The 15,948-nt window shown below is 50.6% G+C and carries 12 protein-coding genes; 3 read left to right on the top strand and 9 right to left on the bottom strand.

Annotation, left to right across the window (positions count from 1 at the left end; genetic code table 11):
• The first annotated feature begins 55 nt into the window (after positions 1 to 55).
• The 3 genes from ACO0LL_RS03170 (at position 56) to ACO0LL_RS03180 (ending at position 1,759) form a co-directional block, all read left to right on the top strand.
• Positions 56 to 622, top strand: a complete 567-nt coding sequence (locus ACO0LL_RS03170) for a YceI family protein (RefSeq protein WP_422949445.1) — start codon at positions 56 to 58, stop codon at positions 620 to 622.
• Positions 623 to 679: 57 nt separating this feature from the next.
• On the top strand, positions 680 to 1,246 hold the full coding sequence (locus ACO0LL_RS03175; protein WP_422949446.1) for a YceI family protein: 567 nt from the start codon (positions 680 to 682) through the stop codon (positions 1,244 to 1,246).
• A gap of 120 nt (positions 1,247 to 1,366) precedes the next feature.
• Positions 1,367 to 1,759, top strand: a complete 393-nt coding sequence (locus ACO0LL_RS03180) for a MarR family winged helix-turn-helix transcriptional regulator (RefSeq protein ID WP_422949447.1) — start codon at positions 1,367 to 1,369, stop codon at positions 1,757 to 1,759.
• A 73-nt stretch (positions 1,760 to 1,832) separates the two neighbouring features.
• Here the strand turns inward: ACO0LL_RS03180 and ACO0LL_RS03185 are convergent, their stop codons facing one another.
• The 9 genes from ACO0LL_RS03185 to queA form a co-directional block, all read right to left on the bottom strand.
• Positions 1,833 to 4,928, bottom strand: coding sequence for an efflux RND transporter permease subunit (locus ACO0LL_RS03185; RefSeq protein WP_422949448.1), 3,096 nt, complete (start codon positions 4,926 to 4,928; stop codon positions 1,833 to 1,835).
• Positions 4,925 to 6,277 carry an efflux RND transporter periplasmic adaptor subunit gene (locus ACO0LL_RS03190; RefSeq protein WP_422949449.1) on the bottom strand — a complete coding sequence of 451 codons (1,353 nt, stop codon included), beginning with the start codon at positions 6,275 to 6,277 and terminating at the stop codon, positions 4,925 to 4,927. The genes ACO0LL_RS03185 and ACO0LL_RS03190 overlap by 4 nt, the downstream gene beginning before the upstream one ends.
• Before the next feature lie 252 nt (positions 6,278 to 6,529).
• The gene (gene secF / locus ACO0LL_RS03195; RefSeq protein WP_422949450.1) at positions 6,530 to 7,552 is read right to left on the bottom strand and encodes a protein translocase subunit SecF; all 1,023 of its coding nucleotides are present in this window, start codon (positions 7,550 to 7,552) and stop codon (positions 6,530 to 6,532) included.
• 33 nt (positions 7,553 to 7,585) lie between these two features.
• A complete protein-coding gene (gene secD, locus ACO0LL_RS03200; protein WP_422949451.1) occupies positions 7,586 to 9,475 on the bottom strand; it encodes a protein translocase subunit SecD in 1,890 nt (629 codons plus the stop codon).
• 79 nt (positions 9,476 to 9,554) lie between these two features.
• On the bottom strand, positions 9,555 to 9,881 hold the full coding sequence (yajC, locus tag ACO0LL_RS03205; RefSeq protein ID WP_422949452.1) for a preprotein translocase subunit YajC: 327 nt from the start codon (positions 9,879 to 9,881) through the stop codon (positions 9,555 to 9,557).
• Between the two features lie 292 nt (positions 9,882 to 10,173).
• The gene (locus ACO0LL_RS03210) at positions 10,174 to 11,697 is read right to left on the bottom strand and encodes a YdgA family protein (RefSeq protein ID WP_422949453.1); all 1,524 of its coding nucleotides are present in this window, start codon (positions 11,695 to 11,697) and stop codon (positions 10,174 to 10,176) included.
• A gap of 235 nt (positions 11,698 to 11,932) precedes the next feature.
• Entirely contained in the window at positions 11,933 to 13,456 is a 1,524-nt protein-coding gene (locus tag ACO0LL_RS03215) for a flavin monoamine oxidase family protein (RefSeq protein WP_422949454.1), read from the bottom strand.
• Between the two features lie 142 nt (positions 13,457 to 13,598).
• Positions 13,599 to 14,732 carry a tRNA guanosine(34) transglycosylase Tgt gene (gene tgt, locus ACO0LL_RS03220; RefSeq protein WP_162039972.1) on the bottom strand — a complete coding sequence of 378 codons (1,134 nt, stop codon included), beginning with the start codon at positions 14,730 to 14,732 and terminating at the stop codon, positions 13,599 to 13,601.
• Positions 14,725 to 15,774: a tRNA preQ1(34) S-adenosylmethionine ribosyltransferase-isomerase QueA gene (gene queA, locus ACO0LL_RS03225; RefSeq protein WP_422949455.1), complete on the bottom strand. Its 1,050-nt coding sequence runs from the start codon at positions 15,772 to 15,774 to the stop codon at positions 14,725 to 14,727. Before queA ends, tgt begins: the two co-directional genes overlap by 8 nt.
• Positions 15,775 to 15,948: the final 174 nt, after the last annotated feature.

Below are 15,948 nucleotides of genomic sequence, written 5' to 3' on the forward strand. Positions count from 1 at the left end.
TTTTTTTAATATTTCTTGGTTAATCTAAATTAATCCATCTTAAACAGGTATAAGTATGACTACATATTCCACAAAAAAAATCGCCATATCTGCTGCTGTCGCCTTGCTGATCGCCAGCCCGGCCATTGCCGCCGCACTTAAGGTTGATGCGGCAAAAAGCACCGTCAACATTGTGTTCAAGCAAATGAATGTACCTGTTGATGCCAAATTCAAAAAAATTGCGGCCAACATTGATTATGACAGCGCAAAACCTGAAGCATCCAAGGCAACAGTAGATATTGACGTTGCCAGCTTTGACCTCGGTGATGCTGAATACAATAAAGAAGTCTTGAAGAAGGAATGGTTCAACGCTGCTGCTTTTCCTAAAGCCAGCTTTGTATCTACATCCATGAAAGCTGGTGCCGCAGGCAAGCTGGATGTCACTGGCAAGCTCAGCATCAAGGGCAAGACCGTCGATGTCAGCTTCCCTTTAAGCGTCAAGAAAGAAGGCAACAGCCAGGTGTTTGACGGCAGCCTGCCTATCAAACGTCTCACCTTCAATATTGGTGAAGGTGAATGGAAAGATACCGGCATGGTCGCCGATGAAATACAGATCAAGTTTCACGTAGTAACAAACCCGTAATACCTAGTCCCCTAAACCTTTTTAATCAAACAAATTTTCGCCATTCAGGAGTCAACCATGAAAATTGCTAAACTTATCGCCGCCGCACTGTTGATCAGCACTGCACCTGCATTTGCCCAGACATATAACATCGAACCTAACCATACTTATCCTAGCTTTGAAGCTGATCATATGGGCCTGTCCGTCTGGCGCGGCAAGTTTACAAAAACTAGCGGTAAGATCGTGCTGGACCGCGCTGCAAAAACGGGGACTGTTGATATCGTTATTGATGCCAGCTCCATCGACTTTGGCCATGAAAAAATGAATGATCATGCCAAAGGCAAAGACATGTTCAATGTAGCGCAATTCCCGACAGCGACTTATAAAGGTACGTCCATCAAATTTAATGGCGACACACCAGTTGCTGTTATCGGTGAATTGACTTTGCTGGGCGTAACCAAGCCAGTCACTTTGACGATCAACAAATTCAAGTGCATCGACCATCCTATGTTTAAGAAAGAAGCTTGCGGTGCAGATGCCACTGCAGAATTCAAACGCACTGATTTTGGTCTGTCCTTTGGTACACCACGTTTTGCACCAGAAGTAAAACTGGCTATCCAGGTAGAAGCAGTCAAGGCTGACTAATTTTGTAGTTCCTGGTTTGGCCCCCTGCTAGCTCTAGCTGCGGGGGGCCAAACCAACAACCTCACAATTTACTTCATGGGCGAACGTTACCTGCGCAGCATACGATTACTGTCGGAGTGCATGCAATTATTTGAACAGGCTTCTGCCAGGAATGTGCGCAAGCTTGGTTTTACGCATTCGCAATTCGATATCATCGCCACCCTGGGCAATACGCCAGGCATGACCTGCAAAGAACTCGGCGAAAAAACCCTGATCACCAAGGGCACACTGACAGGTGTGCTCGACAGGCTGGAACAAAAGGGCCTGGTACAACGTGAGCGCGGCAATGATGACCGCCGCCAGTTGTTCGTTAAACTGACACCTGTGGGTGAAGCCACTTTTGATGATGTGTTTCCCAAAGTAGTTCAATCCGGCAAGCAGCGCTTCAAAACTTATACCGAAGATGACTACCTGAATCTGGAAAACAGCCTGCTCAAACTCAGGCAGCATTTGCAGGAAGACGATTGCAGTTAAGCAATCGCCAGAAAATCAGTTCGAGTACCCCTGCCTATCCACAAGCTGATTGCCTGCGGACAGAATCCAGCATTTATTTCACCGGCAAGGCATCACCAACGATGGGCCCGCTACCGCTGAAACGGTCCAGTGCCAGATAAATCACGGGTGTAATGAACAGGGTAATTGCCTGTGAAAAAATCAAACCACCCACCACTGCAAGCCCGAGAGGCTGGCGCAATTCAGCACCCGCACCCAGGCCCAGGGCAATCGGCAAAGCCCCAACCAGTGCAGCCAGTGTGGTCATCATGATGGGACGGAAGCGTTGTATGCAGGCTTCACGTATTGCTTCTGGCGGCGTCATATTGTGGTGCCTTTGCGCATCGAGCGCAAAGTCGATCATCATGATCGCATTCTTTTTGACGATACCGATCAGCAGCAAGATACCGATAGTGGCAATCAGGGTCAGGTCTTCGCCAAACATCTGCAGGGTCAGCAAAGCACCGACAGCGGCAGAAGGCAAGCCAGCGAGGATGGTGATAGGGTGTATATAACTTTCATACAATACACCCAGCAACACATAGATCACCAGCAAGGCGGCAACGATGAGGATCACCTGGCCGGATTGTGAATCCTTGAACACCGCTGCATCACCACCATAGGTAGTGATGATTGACGATGGCAATTTGATTTCATCGCGGTATTTTTCTATGCGGTTAGTCGCCTCGCCCAGGGCTGTGCCGGGTGCCAGGTTGAAAGATACCGTCACCGCCTGCAATTGCCCTACGTGATTGATCGCGGTCGGCCCTACCGTGCGTTTGACGGTAGCAATACTGGACAGCGGTACCAAAGTACCGGTATTACCGCGTACATAAATGCCATTGATGGCACTTTCATCTTTCTTCGCATCTGGTGCCACTTCCATGATGACCTGGTAGCTATCAACATTGGTGTACATTGTCGATATCTGACGTTCGCCAAAAGCGCTGTACAGTGCCGAGCGTATACTGTCCATGGACACGCCCAATGCATTCGCGCGGTCACGGTCAATATTGATACTGGCCTGCAAACCCTTCAATTGCGAGTCTGTGGTGACATCCTTGAAACCGGGGTCAGTACGCAGTTTTTCTTGCAGCTTGATGGCCCATTCGCTCAATGAGCCGGCTTCCACACTTTGCAAAATGTATTGGTACTGGCTCTTGCTGGGGCGGCCACCGAGTTGCAAGTTCTGGGTAGGACGCAGGAAAACAGCAATACCAGGAACCTCATTGAGTTTCTTGCGCAAACCTTCGACCACATCCTTCATGGGTTTGCGTTCACCACGTGGCTTCAGGTTGACGAACATGCGACCTGTATTTTGCGAACCACTGCCACCATTGAAAGAAGTTGCAGTAGCCACATTAGGATCATCGCGTATGATCTTGGCGACCCTGTCCTGCAAGCTCACCATGGCTGGGAAAGAAGTTTCTTCTGCTGCCTCGGTCGAGACATTGATCTGGCCTATATCTTCTTGCGGAAAGAAACCCTTGGGGATGACATTGAACAGATAAGCCGTGGCAGCAAAGGTTGCCAGGGCGATCAGCAGCACTAGTTTGCGGTGGCGCAATGCCATGTCCAGCCCACGAGTATAGCCACGCAAAGACGCATTGAAACTATTTTCAAATAAGTGCAACATGGCGCCCACTGCTTTTGGCGGCTCTTTCAGTTCATGCTCGCTCTTCAAAAAGCGGCTGGCCAGCATCGGCACCAGCGTCAGCGAAACAAAGGCAGAAGCAACGATGGCCAGAGTGACGATGACGGCAAACTCATGGAATAGCTGACCGATAACGCCGGGCATGAAAAAGATGGGAATAAACACCGCCACCAGCGAAGTGGAAATCGAAATGATGGTGAAGCCCACTTCACGCGAACCCTGCAACGCGGCCTTGAAAGGCGGCTCGCCATTCTCAACGTGGCGCATGATATTTTCCAGCATGACGATGGCATCATCGACCACCAGGCCCACAGCCAGTGTCAGCCCCAGCAGCGAGACATTGTCCAGCGTATAGCCAAAGCCCCATAAAAGAGCAATAGAACCAACCAGGGACACAGGCAAAGACAGAGTGGGAATGATGGTTGCGACCATACGGCGCAAGAACAGGAAAATGACTATCACCACCAGGAATATCGTCAGCAATAAGGTCAGGTTCACGTCATGCAAAGCATCACGGATGGAGATGGACCTGTCATTCACCAGATTCATTTTGACTGAAGCTGGCAATTGCGCTTTGAAGCCAGGCAAGGCCGCCTTGATGGAATCGACCACCTTGACGGTGTTGGCATCAGTCTGCCTTTGTATTGCCAGGGTAATCGAACTTTCGCCATTAAAATTGGCATTGGTTTTGACTTGCTCGTAGCTGTCTTCAACCGTGGCAACTTCACGCAGGCGCACGACTTGCCCACCTTTGTTACTGACCACGAGATTGGCAAATTCTGCTGCGCTTTGCATTTGCTTGTTGGCCAGCAGCGTCAGTGTCTGCTTGTCGCCATCCAGCGTACCGACTGGCGTGTTTGCATTCGAGGTACGGATGGACGCTGACAATTCATCGAGCGTCAGATTGCGTGCCTGCAAGGCATCTGGCATGACGCGTATGCGCACGGCATAACGCTTGATACCAAAAATATTTACCTGGGCCACACCTTCCAGCGTCGACAGACTGGGGGAGATCAAATGCTCGGCATAACTCGTCAGTTCAGCAAGACTCAGCGATGGCGATGTCAGGGCAATAAACAGCACAGGCGCATCAGCAGGATTGACCTTGCGATACGACGGTGGCGATGTCATATCAACTGGCAAAGAGCGCTGCGCACGCAGCAGTGCCGCCTGCACATCCACAGCGGCTGCATCAACATTACGGTTCTGGTCAAATTCCAGTGTCAGCGAGGTAGAGCCGAGAGTATTGCTGGAACTGATGATGGACAGGCCAGGTATGGTGGCAAACTGCTTTTCCAGAGGCAAAGCCACTGAGGTTGCCATGGTCTCAGGACTGGCACCAGGCAAGTTGGCATTCACGCTGATGACCGGCGTGTTATAGCTCGGTAAAGCCGCGATAGGGATATAACGGTAAGCCAGTACACCTGCCACGACGATGGACAGGTTCAGCAATACCGTCATGACCGGACGGCGTATGAATAATTCAGACAAATTCATGATGCGCTCGCGGCTGAGGCTGCTGGTGCTGTGGATGCAGCAGGCGCAGTGTTTGTATATGCAGCCGTTGCAGATGAAGCGCTGGAGGAAGAAGCACTAACGGAAGCACCAGCGGAAGCACCGGCAGAAGACTCGCCCTTGCCTGCACCCCTGGCACCCTTGTCTGCTTTGTCGCCCTTGCCTTCTTTACCATCGCCATTACGTTCCTTGATGCTGGCGCCCGGACGCAGGTTTTGTTTGCCATCCAACACGACTTTGGAACCTGCCTCTATGCCAGTAACAACCGCATCATTACCAAAACTGTTGGTCACGACCACTGGCTTCATGATGGCCTTGCCTTCGGCATCAACGATATATACAGAGCTGCCACGGGGACCAACGATCACAGCATCCTGCGGCACCACGACGACATCTTTAAGAGTCTGTACGCTGAGTTCGAGATTGGCATAGGCACCAGGCCAGAGTTTCAGTTCCTTGTTGTCAAATACGGCCTTGACCTTGATCGTGCCAGATGCAGCATCCACGGCATTATCGACGAACTGTAGTTTGCCTTTGTATTTGACCGTCGTGTCCGGCAAATTGGCCATGACATAACTATCGCTACGTTTCATGCTTTCCAGCGCATCTGGCAGATTGCGTTGTGGCAGCGGGAAAGCAATCGCCACCGGGTCCATCTGGGTAATGCTGACCAGCGGCGTTGCAGTCGCAGGCTGTACCAGCGAACCTGGGAACACGCTGATGATGCCAGTCCGGCCAGCCGAAGGTGCCACTATGCGGTTATAGCTGAGCGCAACGCGGGCGGCATTCACCGCTGCCTTGTCGGAAGCAATCACGGCTTGTTGGGCATCGACCTGGGTCTGGCTGGTGTCAGCAACACTTTGGGCAACAAATTTCTTGCTGACCAGATCCTTGTTGCGCACGAGCTGGCGCTGATAGTCGGCCAGCGACGCCAGGTCCTTGTCGAGTTGCGCCTGAGCTTTTGCCAGGTTGACTTCATCGACACGGCTATCCAGAGTGAACAAGACATCACCGGCTTTGACGAACTGCCCTTCCTTGATATGTACCTTGGCGATAGTGCTGCTGACTTGCGGGCGGATATCAACAGTGTTTAATGCGGTGACCACGCCATTGGCAGTAATCCTGACATCATAGTCACGCTTTTGTGCAATGATGGTGGAGACAGTGACTGGACGGTTTTGCGCTGCACCGGCTCCGGCAGGGCCACTACCCCCCGCTTTTGCAGAAGCACCCTCACCCGCAGCCTTGTCAGATGACTTGTAATAAGTGTAAGCCGCGCCCGAGGCGACTGCCAGAGCTGCGACGATGATCAGGGTTTTGAATTTGCTCATATTATTTTTATCCAGTGCAGGAATCGCTATCAATAAGCTTTTCCACGCGTTTCTTGATGAAGTGTTGACTTCTTACGTCAATTTGCAATTTCTCCTCAGACACAAACCGCCCCTAAAAAGTTCAGAACCGAAATGCTAACAAAGAAAAAGCCAGCACACAGGCTGGCTTTCATTTTAGATACCTTCCGTTACATGGAAGAGACACAATTGCTAGGTTTTAAACGATCTGTTCAAACACCACACTTAGCACCTTTATACCACTGCACCGTCGGTATCGTCTTTTTCTTTGACTGGCTTGAGCAGATCTTCACGCTTGACACCCAGCCACATCGCAATCGCCGCTGCCACGAATACGGAAGAGTAAATACCAAAGCAAATACCTATCGTCAGAGCAACTGCAAAATAATGTAAAGTCGGACCGCCGATCAGCAACATCGACAACACCATCATCTGCGTACAACCGTGAGTGATGATGGTACGTGAGATCGTGCTGGTAATAGCATTGTCGATAACTTCGGTCACAGACATCTTGCGCTGTTTGCGGAAATTTTCACGGATACGGTCAAAAATAACCACGGACTCATTCACCGAGTAACCAAGCACCGCCAGAACTGCTGCCAGTACCGACAAGTTGAACTCCCATTCAAAGAAGGCAAAGAAACCGAGAATGATAATGACGTCATGCAAGTTGGCGACAATCGCTGCTACCGCAAACTTCCATTCAAAGCGTATTGCCAGATACAGCATGACGCCCAGAACCACAGATAACAGTGCCTTGAGGCCATCGTGTGCCAGTTCATCACCTACCTGTGCGCCGACCAGCTCCACCCTTTGCAGCTTGACCAGTTCGTTTTTAGCAGCATCCTGGCAAGCGAGTTTTTCTGTGGTCGTACCATCCTTTGCACTGGCTGGAACCTTGATGAGGCTACCGCTTTCAACTTTGCAAAGTGCCTCAAATACAGTATCAGCAACACTGACCTTGGCATCCTTTTTTGTTTCCGGCAAACGTATCACCACGTCTTGCGCCTTACCAAAAGTTTGTACTGGTGAATCCTTGAAACCCAGCTCCTCTACCTTGTGGCGTATGGCATCGACATTGGCAGCCTTGGGGTAGGTCACTTCCATGACCGTACCACCGGTAAACTCAACCGAGAATTGCAGGCCTTTGTGCAGCAGAAAAAACACGGCCGCGACAAAGGTCAGGGCAGAGATGACATTGAATATCAGCGCATGGCGCATGAAAGGAATGTCTTTTTTAATACGGAATAATTCCATGATGAATTCCTGTGTTCTTGATAGTCTGGCCGCTTACTTGCCAGCGTTGTCTGTTGGTTTCCAGATCGTTCCAATAGAAATGGACGCCAGTTTTTTCTTTCTTCCATACCAGAAGTTCACAACGCCGCGTGAGACGAATACGGACGAGAATATCGAAGTCAGGATACCCAGACAGTGAACCACAGCAAAACCGCGAACCGCACCGGAGCCAAATACCAGCAATGACAAACCAACGATGAGAGTCGTCACATTGGAGTCAAGAATGGTTGCCCACGCATGATCAAAACCTTCTTCTATGGCTTTTTGCGGTGTCTTGCCTGCACGCAGTTCTTCGCGTATGCGTTCATTGATAAGCACGTTGGCGTCAATCGCCATACCCAGCGCCAATGCAATCGCAGCAATACCTGGCAAGGTCAGCGTAGCCTGCATCAGTGACAGGATCGCCACCAGCAACAAGACGTTGAAAGACAGTGCCAGCACACTGAAGAAGCCAAACATCAGGTAATAAGCAATCATGAAAACAGAGATTGCGATAAAACCATACAGTGTCGAATTACGACCCTGCTTGATGTTTTCCACACCAAGTTGCGGGCCTATCGTGCGTTCTTCTATGATTTCCATAGGAGCAGCCAGAGAGCCAGCGCGCAACAACAGGGCCAGGTCGGCAGCTGCATTAGGAGTTCCCATGCCGGTAATAATGAAACTATTGCGCAGCTCGTCATTGATTCTTGGAGCTGTCAGTACTTCGCCCTTGCCTTTTTCAAACAACACGATAGCCATACACTTGCCAATCCTGGAACTGGTCGCGTTAGCCATCTTGCGGCCACCGTCGCCATTCAGATCAACACTCACAGCAGGCTGCGAACTGCGCTGGTCGGTAGTACCCATAGCGCTGGTGATGTCATCACCCGTGATCACAGGCTCTTTAACCAAAATCAGGCTTCCCTGCTTGGACGCAAACATTTCCGAGCCATAAGGTACAGGAGTATTGGGATCAACTGAACAATCAGCTCTGGTAACTACAGACTCGTCAAGCAAACGCACTTCCAGTGTCGCCAGGCGATTAATCGTGGTTTTGGCGCGCACAACGTCCTGTACACCTGGCAATTGCACGACGATACGGTCAGGCCCCTGCTGTTGGATGATGGGCTCAGCAACACCGAGTTCATTTACACGCTTGGACAAGGCAGTAATATTCTGTTTGATACCTTCAGAGACAACATCCTTGAGTGCTTTTGCCTTCAGGCTTACCTGCAAACCAAAGTCAGCGCCATCACTACCGGCGGTGTCGAGCAAATCGACGTCTGTCATCCGAGACAGCAAGACATTCTTGGCCTTGGTGCGTTCATCCGCATCACGGAACTTGAGCTTGATCAGGTCGCCTTCACGGTCGAGACCCGCATGGCGCACATCTTTTTCTCGCAAATAGCTACGCACACTGGAGGTCAGGCTCTGCATCCGCTTGTTCATGACAGCCTTGGTATCGACTTGCATGAGGAAATGCACGCCACCGCGCAAATCCAGTCCCAAAAACATGGGCATGGCGCGCAGGTTTTGCATCCACTTCGGTGTATTTGGCAAAAGATTAAAAGCCAGCGTATATGTAGGGTCTGCAGGATCCGCATTCAAGGCTTTCTCAAGCGCTGCCTTGGCTTTGAACTGGGTATCCGTATCGTCAAAACGGGCGCGGACTGAGCCTTGCGTACCGTTAAATTCGTAGGAGATATCCTTGCTTTTCAGGCCAGCCTGTTCCAGCGCTTTTTCTACGCGGCCAGTCATGTCAGCCTCAAGCTTGACAGTGGCTTTACCGCTACTGACTTGCACTGCAGGTGATTCACCAAAGAAATTTGGCGCAGTATACAAAGCACCAAACAACAGGGTGATCAGAATCAGTATGTACTTCCAGAGTGGATAGCGATTCATAATGGGGAAAATAATTGGAAGCTAAAAAAGCACAACGCAGCCCAGTTTATTTTTGGACTGCGTTGCCGTGTTTTTCTGATTAAATCGCTTTAATCGTGCCCTTGGGCAGCATCATGGTGATGGACATCTTTTGCACGACGACTTCTGTGCCATTGGCAATTTCTATCGTGATGTAAGCATCAGTTACCTTGGTCACTTTACCCAGGATACCGCCTGCTGTGACCACTTCATCATTCTTTGCCAGGGCATCCATCATTGCCCTTTGCTCTTTCTGACGCTTCATCTGAGGGCGTATCATCAGGAAATACATTACTGCTACCATCAGGAGCAAAGGCCACATAGTCAGCAGATTGCTCTGGAGATCGCCGCCAGCGGCTGCTTGTGCGTAAGCATTGGAAATAAACACGTTCAGACTCCTGTCATTTTAATAATGAAATACTAATTTCTCGGCTAAAACTGGATAGAAATTGCCGCAATTCTTGCTCAGTTCCAACTCAGTTGCTGCTATATAGCACCAAATGCCTGTTTTTCAATCGGCAAAGCTCCGTATTTTAGCATCGCCGATGCGAATTGCTTGAAATTGTCAGGATATCTGCAAAGAAAGCTATATCGTCAAAATAAAATGCAGGCAATCATCGGTACACCCGGATGATTGCCTGCATCTGACTAACTTAATATAATTGCTATAAATGCAATAATTATTGTTTGCTAAACGGTTTGCCGTTGATAGTTAAAGCGCCTTGCTTCCATTCGATTTTGGAACTCAGGAGCTTGCCATTGCGGGTGATAAAGCCCTGGCCCTCGAAAGCCTGAATTTGTTGGGCCATGGCAGCCTGGGCAGCTTTTTGGGCTTCTGGATCTTTTTGGCTGGCCCCGCCAAGTTTGGCGACCAGCGCTTCTGTCAAAGTCACATCCAGGTTGCTTTGCAATTTTGGCAGCAGCAACATAGGGTTGGCTGTATCTGCCGCTGTTGCACCTACCAATTTGGCAGAACCTCCGAGTTTTGCCTCACCATCCACCGTCATGACGCTCAGGCGCTCCAGCACCAGCTCTGGCTCTTTTTGCAAAACGATCGTGGCGACTTCATCCCATATGGCTTTCAGGGCAGCTCTTTTTTCTGGGTCACCAGGCGCGCTCATCACATCGGTATAGGCAACAGAAATTTTTGCCAGGGATGGGCCATGAATGCGCTTTACACCATAGTCGTAATGGAAATCAGTAAACTCTTGATTATCAAAGCTGAGTTTGGCAGCGCCTATCCTGGCGACAAAGTCCATCAGTTCATCTTTCATAGTGGCTTCAGTGCCGAGCTTGAACTGATCCAGAGTAAAGCTTTTCTTGGCTTCGACTTTATCGGTATAGCTGATATTGGCAACAGTGGTTTCAGTCTTGCCTAAATAAAGTTGGGTACCTGGATAAGCTTGCGTCACCTCACCTTTGAGGCTGACTGCACCCAGTTTGAATGACTGACCTTCCAGCCCATCAACAGTCAAACCAGGAGCACTCATGAAAACGTTGAATGCCTTGTAATCTTTTTCAAAGCCTACTTCCAGACTCAAGCCTTGCCAGTTAACTTTTTCCTTGTCTTTTTCCATGATGGTATTGAATGCAGGGCTGGAAATACTGACACGGCCACTGCCGCCATAATTCAGGCGCGAGGTGATATCTATCGGGTTGGCAGTACCAAACAGCTTGGCAAGCTGTGCCTTGCTTTCTGCATCGAGCACCAGTTCAGTCTTGATCAGGGCGGCACCGTAACCACGGAACCCAGGCAAGGGGCCATGCTGGATGTGGTTAATAAAATGTATTTGCAGCGGTTTCGACGCTTTTTCTGCCAATGCCGGATCTGCTGGTGGAGTTTGTGCCGCTGGGACTGCCGGCACGGCTGCTGTACCGACTGGTGCCGCTGGGGCAGAATTGTCAGTAGCCGGCTGTCCTGCAGTATTGGCGTCAGTACCAGCTTCGGCACTGGCACCAGGCAGAGGGAAATCCGGTTTTTTAATACCAGGGAAAGTCAGCTCCAGTGTCGTGTCCTGAGTGGAAGAGAACACGCCGCGTTGATAGTCTTGCTTGATGACTTTGACATAGGGAGAGGATTTAGCCTGATTCAGGCTGCTCTCTGTCAGTTTGGCTTCTACATTTTTTCCTGTGTACCAGGCCGCTGCAGGATAGGCGATTGCCAGGACCACTACTACCGCGATCAGTTTTGTACTTTTACTCACAAGCTATCTCCATTTAAGCTGCATGCTTGCCATTTTGGCTTTGGTCATGAGGACCTGCAAAGAGTTTAACAAGCTTCTTCTGGATTGTCATTCTTGCATTTGACGGTCAATACTTTTGTATATGAGAAGTCCTCGGTTTGAACTGGAATATCGCATAAAAAAGGGAGCAAGCTCACGCTTACTCCCTTGCCGCTACTAATACTCTTATCAAATACTCTTCTTCAGTACTTCTCCATTAACTGGAGCGTATCGTCGCCAACGCCAGTTCCGAGGTATTCAAGGCACCTTCAACAAAGCCCTGGTAATCTGAATATGCCTCGCCAACGATATGGATATTCTTGGCACCACTGCCAAAGTCAAATGCCTTGAACACATCCATGACTTTCCATGAACGCACACCTGGTTGCCAGCCATGATTGGCCGCGCCATAGGGAGCCCTGGCCCAGTCGCGTATGCCATAGGTGACGATGGAATTCTTGATAAAGTCGCGGGTATCTTCCAGTGATTTCTCTTCAAACATGTGCTGGGCCTGGTCAGTCAGTTTCAGGCCTGAGCGCTTGATATCGACGAGGCGTTTCACATCACGCGCGACAAATAGCGAGAACGCATCGACGATCTTGACGTTCTGGTCTATCTCGGCGCGGTCATGCTTGTCGGTTTCCATGACATAGTGTTTCCAGAATTCTGTCGATGGGCGGTCCATGTACAGCAAGACCATGCCATGGCCATCCTTGTCCTGTCCTTGCGGGCGGCGGAAATAATGGATCTCGCGGGTAGGCAGGCAGCTCGCATATTGTTGCGGGCGCTGTGAGTAATCCCACCAAGGCGAATCCGTCACGAAGAACAGTTTCAGCATCGGAAAGCCATTCACCGCATCAAGCTGGGAAGAGACATGTTCAGGCAGGCAGGATGCCAGTTTCACCAGCGGCATTCTGGGCAAAGCCAGGATCAGCCTGTCGGTCTGCAACTGTATATTGCCGTTCTTGGTATGTACATCCAGTTCCAGCCTAGGCTGGCCCATGGCGATTTGCTTGAAACTGGTCAGCATATGGCCACCGGCCAGGGTGACATTGCTAAGGCCGCGCAATTTGGCCATCAGGCTCTCAGTCAGTTTTGCCGTGCCACCATCCACGCTGGCCAGTTGCTGGCCTACGGTTTTCAGGGCGCGTAGCCACCAGATGATCCACTCTATTGCATTCAGGTTTTCCGGGATCATGTGGTAGAAAGTGCCAGTGTCCCGCAGCTTGGTCAGTGCCAGATGGCTGAGCGCACCTTCGGCAGACATGGCGTTCCAGAAACCCATGCTCCACAAGGGCTGGCCATTGAGTTGTGCATGTTTGCGCATGCGCTGGTAATCAGCTTCGGTCTGCGCATCTATCCAGGCCTGGTCTTGCGGGTCTTGCCCCAAGATCAGCATGATGCCGCGCTTGAGGAGTTGCAGAGAGTTGAGACCCATTTCCTCGGCAGGCAAGTCATAGGTAGGTGCGTTGACTTCTTCACCTTCAGGGCCGCTGAACTCGGTCAGCTTGACCCCCAGGTCACGGCACAATTTATCGAAGCGCGGTTGCAGGGTGGGCTCGAAACGCATAGGCCCCCATTCGGCGATGAAGCCATCAAGATCTTCAGTCTCTATGCGGCCACCCCAGCGGTCAGATGAGGCTTCCAGCACCACGACTTTTTGCCCCGACAAGGCCAGACGCCAGGCGCAATACAGACCAGAAATGCCGCCGCCGGCAATAATGACGGGATGATAATTCATATCAGACCTCTAGTATTCATTTGTCCACTCGGACGAGAGCGTCATTTTGCCTGCAAGCAGCCTGAATATAATTCGTATTACTGATCAGTCCGTCATTATTTACCGTATTAAATAAGACACGAACGCTGACTCAAACACTGATTCAAACGCCGCGCGCGCGATCTGCGTGGAACTGCTGGACAAACTCAGGGAAGCGCTCATCGTCGAGTGCTTTACGGATGTTTTTCATCAAATCCAGGTAGTAATGCAGATTGTGGATGGTATTCAAACGTGCGCCCAGAATTTCACCGGTCCGATGCAAATGATGCAGATAAGCGCGTGAGAAGTTCTTGCAGGCATAGCATTCGCAAGTCGCATCCAGTGGTTCTTTTTCTTCCTTGTAACGGGCGTTCTTGATCTTGATATCGCCAAAGCGAGTGAATATCCAGCCATTGCGCGCATTGCGGGTAGGCATGACGCAATCGAACATGTCTATGCCATTGGCAACACCAGCCACCAGGTCTTCTGGTGTGCCTACGCCCATGAGGTAATGCGGTTTGTTTTCTGGCAGCTTGGGTCCAACGTGCGCGAGTACGCGCATCATGTCTTCTTTAGGCTCACCTACCGACAGGCCGCCGATGGCGATACCGTGGAAATTCAGTTCATTCAAGCCAGCCAGGGATTCATCGCGCAGGTGTTCAAACATGCCACCCTGGACAATGCCGAACAAGGCATTCGGGTTTTCACCCTGATTGAATTCATCAATAGAACGCTTGGCCCAGCGCAGAGACATGCGCATGGATTTGCCTGCTTCTTCTGTCGTCGCTGGCCTGCCGTCGATTTCGTACGGTGTGCATTCATCGAACTGCATGACGATGTCAGAGTTCAGCGAACGCTGGATTTGCATGGAGATTTCTGGCGACAGGAACAGGCGCTCACCACTGATAGGTGAAGAAAACTTGACGCCTTCTTCAGTAATCTTGCGCATTGCACCCAGCGAAAATACCTGGAAGCCGCCTGAGTCAGTCAGGATAGGTTTATCCCAGCCCATGAAACCATGCAGGCCACCAAATTTATTCAGTACTTCCGTGCCAGGACGCAGCCACAGGTGGAAGGTATTGCCGAGGATGATGTGGGCATCTATCTCTTTCAACTCCAGCGGCGACATGGCCTTGACCGAGCCATAAGTACCCACCGGCATGAAGATAGGCGTTTCGATTTCACCATGGTTGACTTTGACACGGCCACGACGTGCGGCAGTAGTTTTATCTTTTTTAATGAGTGTAAATTCAAGCATGGTCTTCCCCGGAGGAATTGGTCAGCAGCATGGCATCGCCATAGCTGAAAAAACGATATTGTTGAGCGATAGCATGAGCATAAGCAGCGCGGACGCGATCATACCCGGCAAATGCCGATACCAGCATCATCAAAGTGGATTTTGGTAAGTGGAAATTGGTGATAAGCCTGTCCACGGTTTTGAATACATAGCCTGGCGTGATGAACAGACGGGTGTCATCGCTGCCTGCCTGCAAGCTGCCTGTTTGTGAAGCCGATTCGAGCGCACGCATGCTGGTCGTGCCGACAGCCACCACTTTGCCGCCCGCGGCTTTGGTGGCCTGCACGGCTGCCACGGTCTCATCCGGCACGGTATACCATTCGCTGTGCATCTGGTGATCTGCCAGGTTTTCGGTACGCACAGGCTGGAAAGTGCCCGCGCCCACATGCAGGGTTACATAGGCGAGTTCAATGCCTTTATCCTGGCAACGCTGCAACAGCGCCTCGTCAAAATGCAGCCCAGCCGTTGGTGCTGCAACCGCACCGGGCACACGGTTATACACAGTCTGGTAACGCTGCTCGTCAAAGTCGTCGGCATCATGTTCTATATACGGCGGCAAAGGCAGGCGACCATAGGTTTCCAGCAGCGTGAAAATATCAGAAGGGAAGTACAGGGTAAAAAACTCACCGACGCGCTCACCGACAACCACATCAAAACTGTCCGCCAGGCGGATTTTACTACCCGGCAGTGGCGACTTGGACGCACGCATCTGCGCCAGCACGCTGCGTTCCTTGTCATTATTCGACAGTACACGCTCGACCAGCATCTGTATCTTGCCGCCACTTTCCTTGACGCCAAAGAAGCGCGCCTTGAGTACGCGGGTATCATTAAAGACCAGCAAATCACCAGCATTGAGTTGGTTGATGATGTCAGCAAAATGCCTATCGACCAGGCTATCGCCATCGACATGCAGGAGGCGTGAAGCGGTACGGTCGGGCAAAGGTGTTTGCGCGATCAGGGCTTCAGGCAGTTCAAAATCAAAATCACTAAGGGAGTAAGACATGCAAAAATTCTACAAAAATCGGGAGTAAAACAGGAAAAACAGACATAAAGCTACTTTACACTGTATAAAATACCAGTAGAATGCACACTATCGTAGCAAACCCGGGTAAGATCACAGACAAACAGCCTGAAACCCAAGGTTTTGTGAATTTCCTGAAAAAAGTAAGCTAACAGC

It is taken from the genome of Undibacterium sp. TC4M20W (genome assembly GCF_049340245.1).
Lineage (GTDB): Bacteria > Pseudomonadota > Gammaproteobacteria > Burkholderiales > Burkholderiaceae_D > Undibacterium.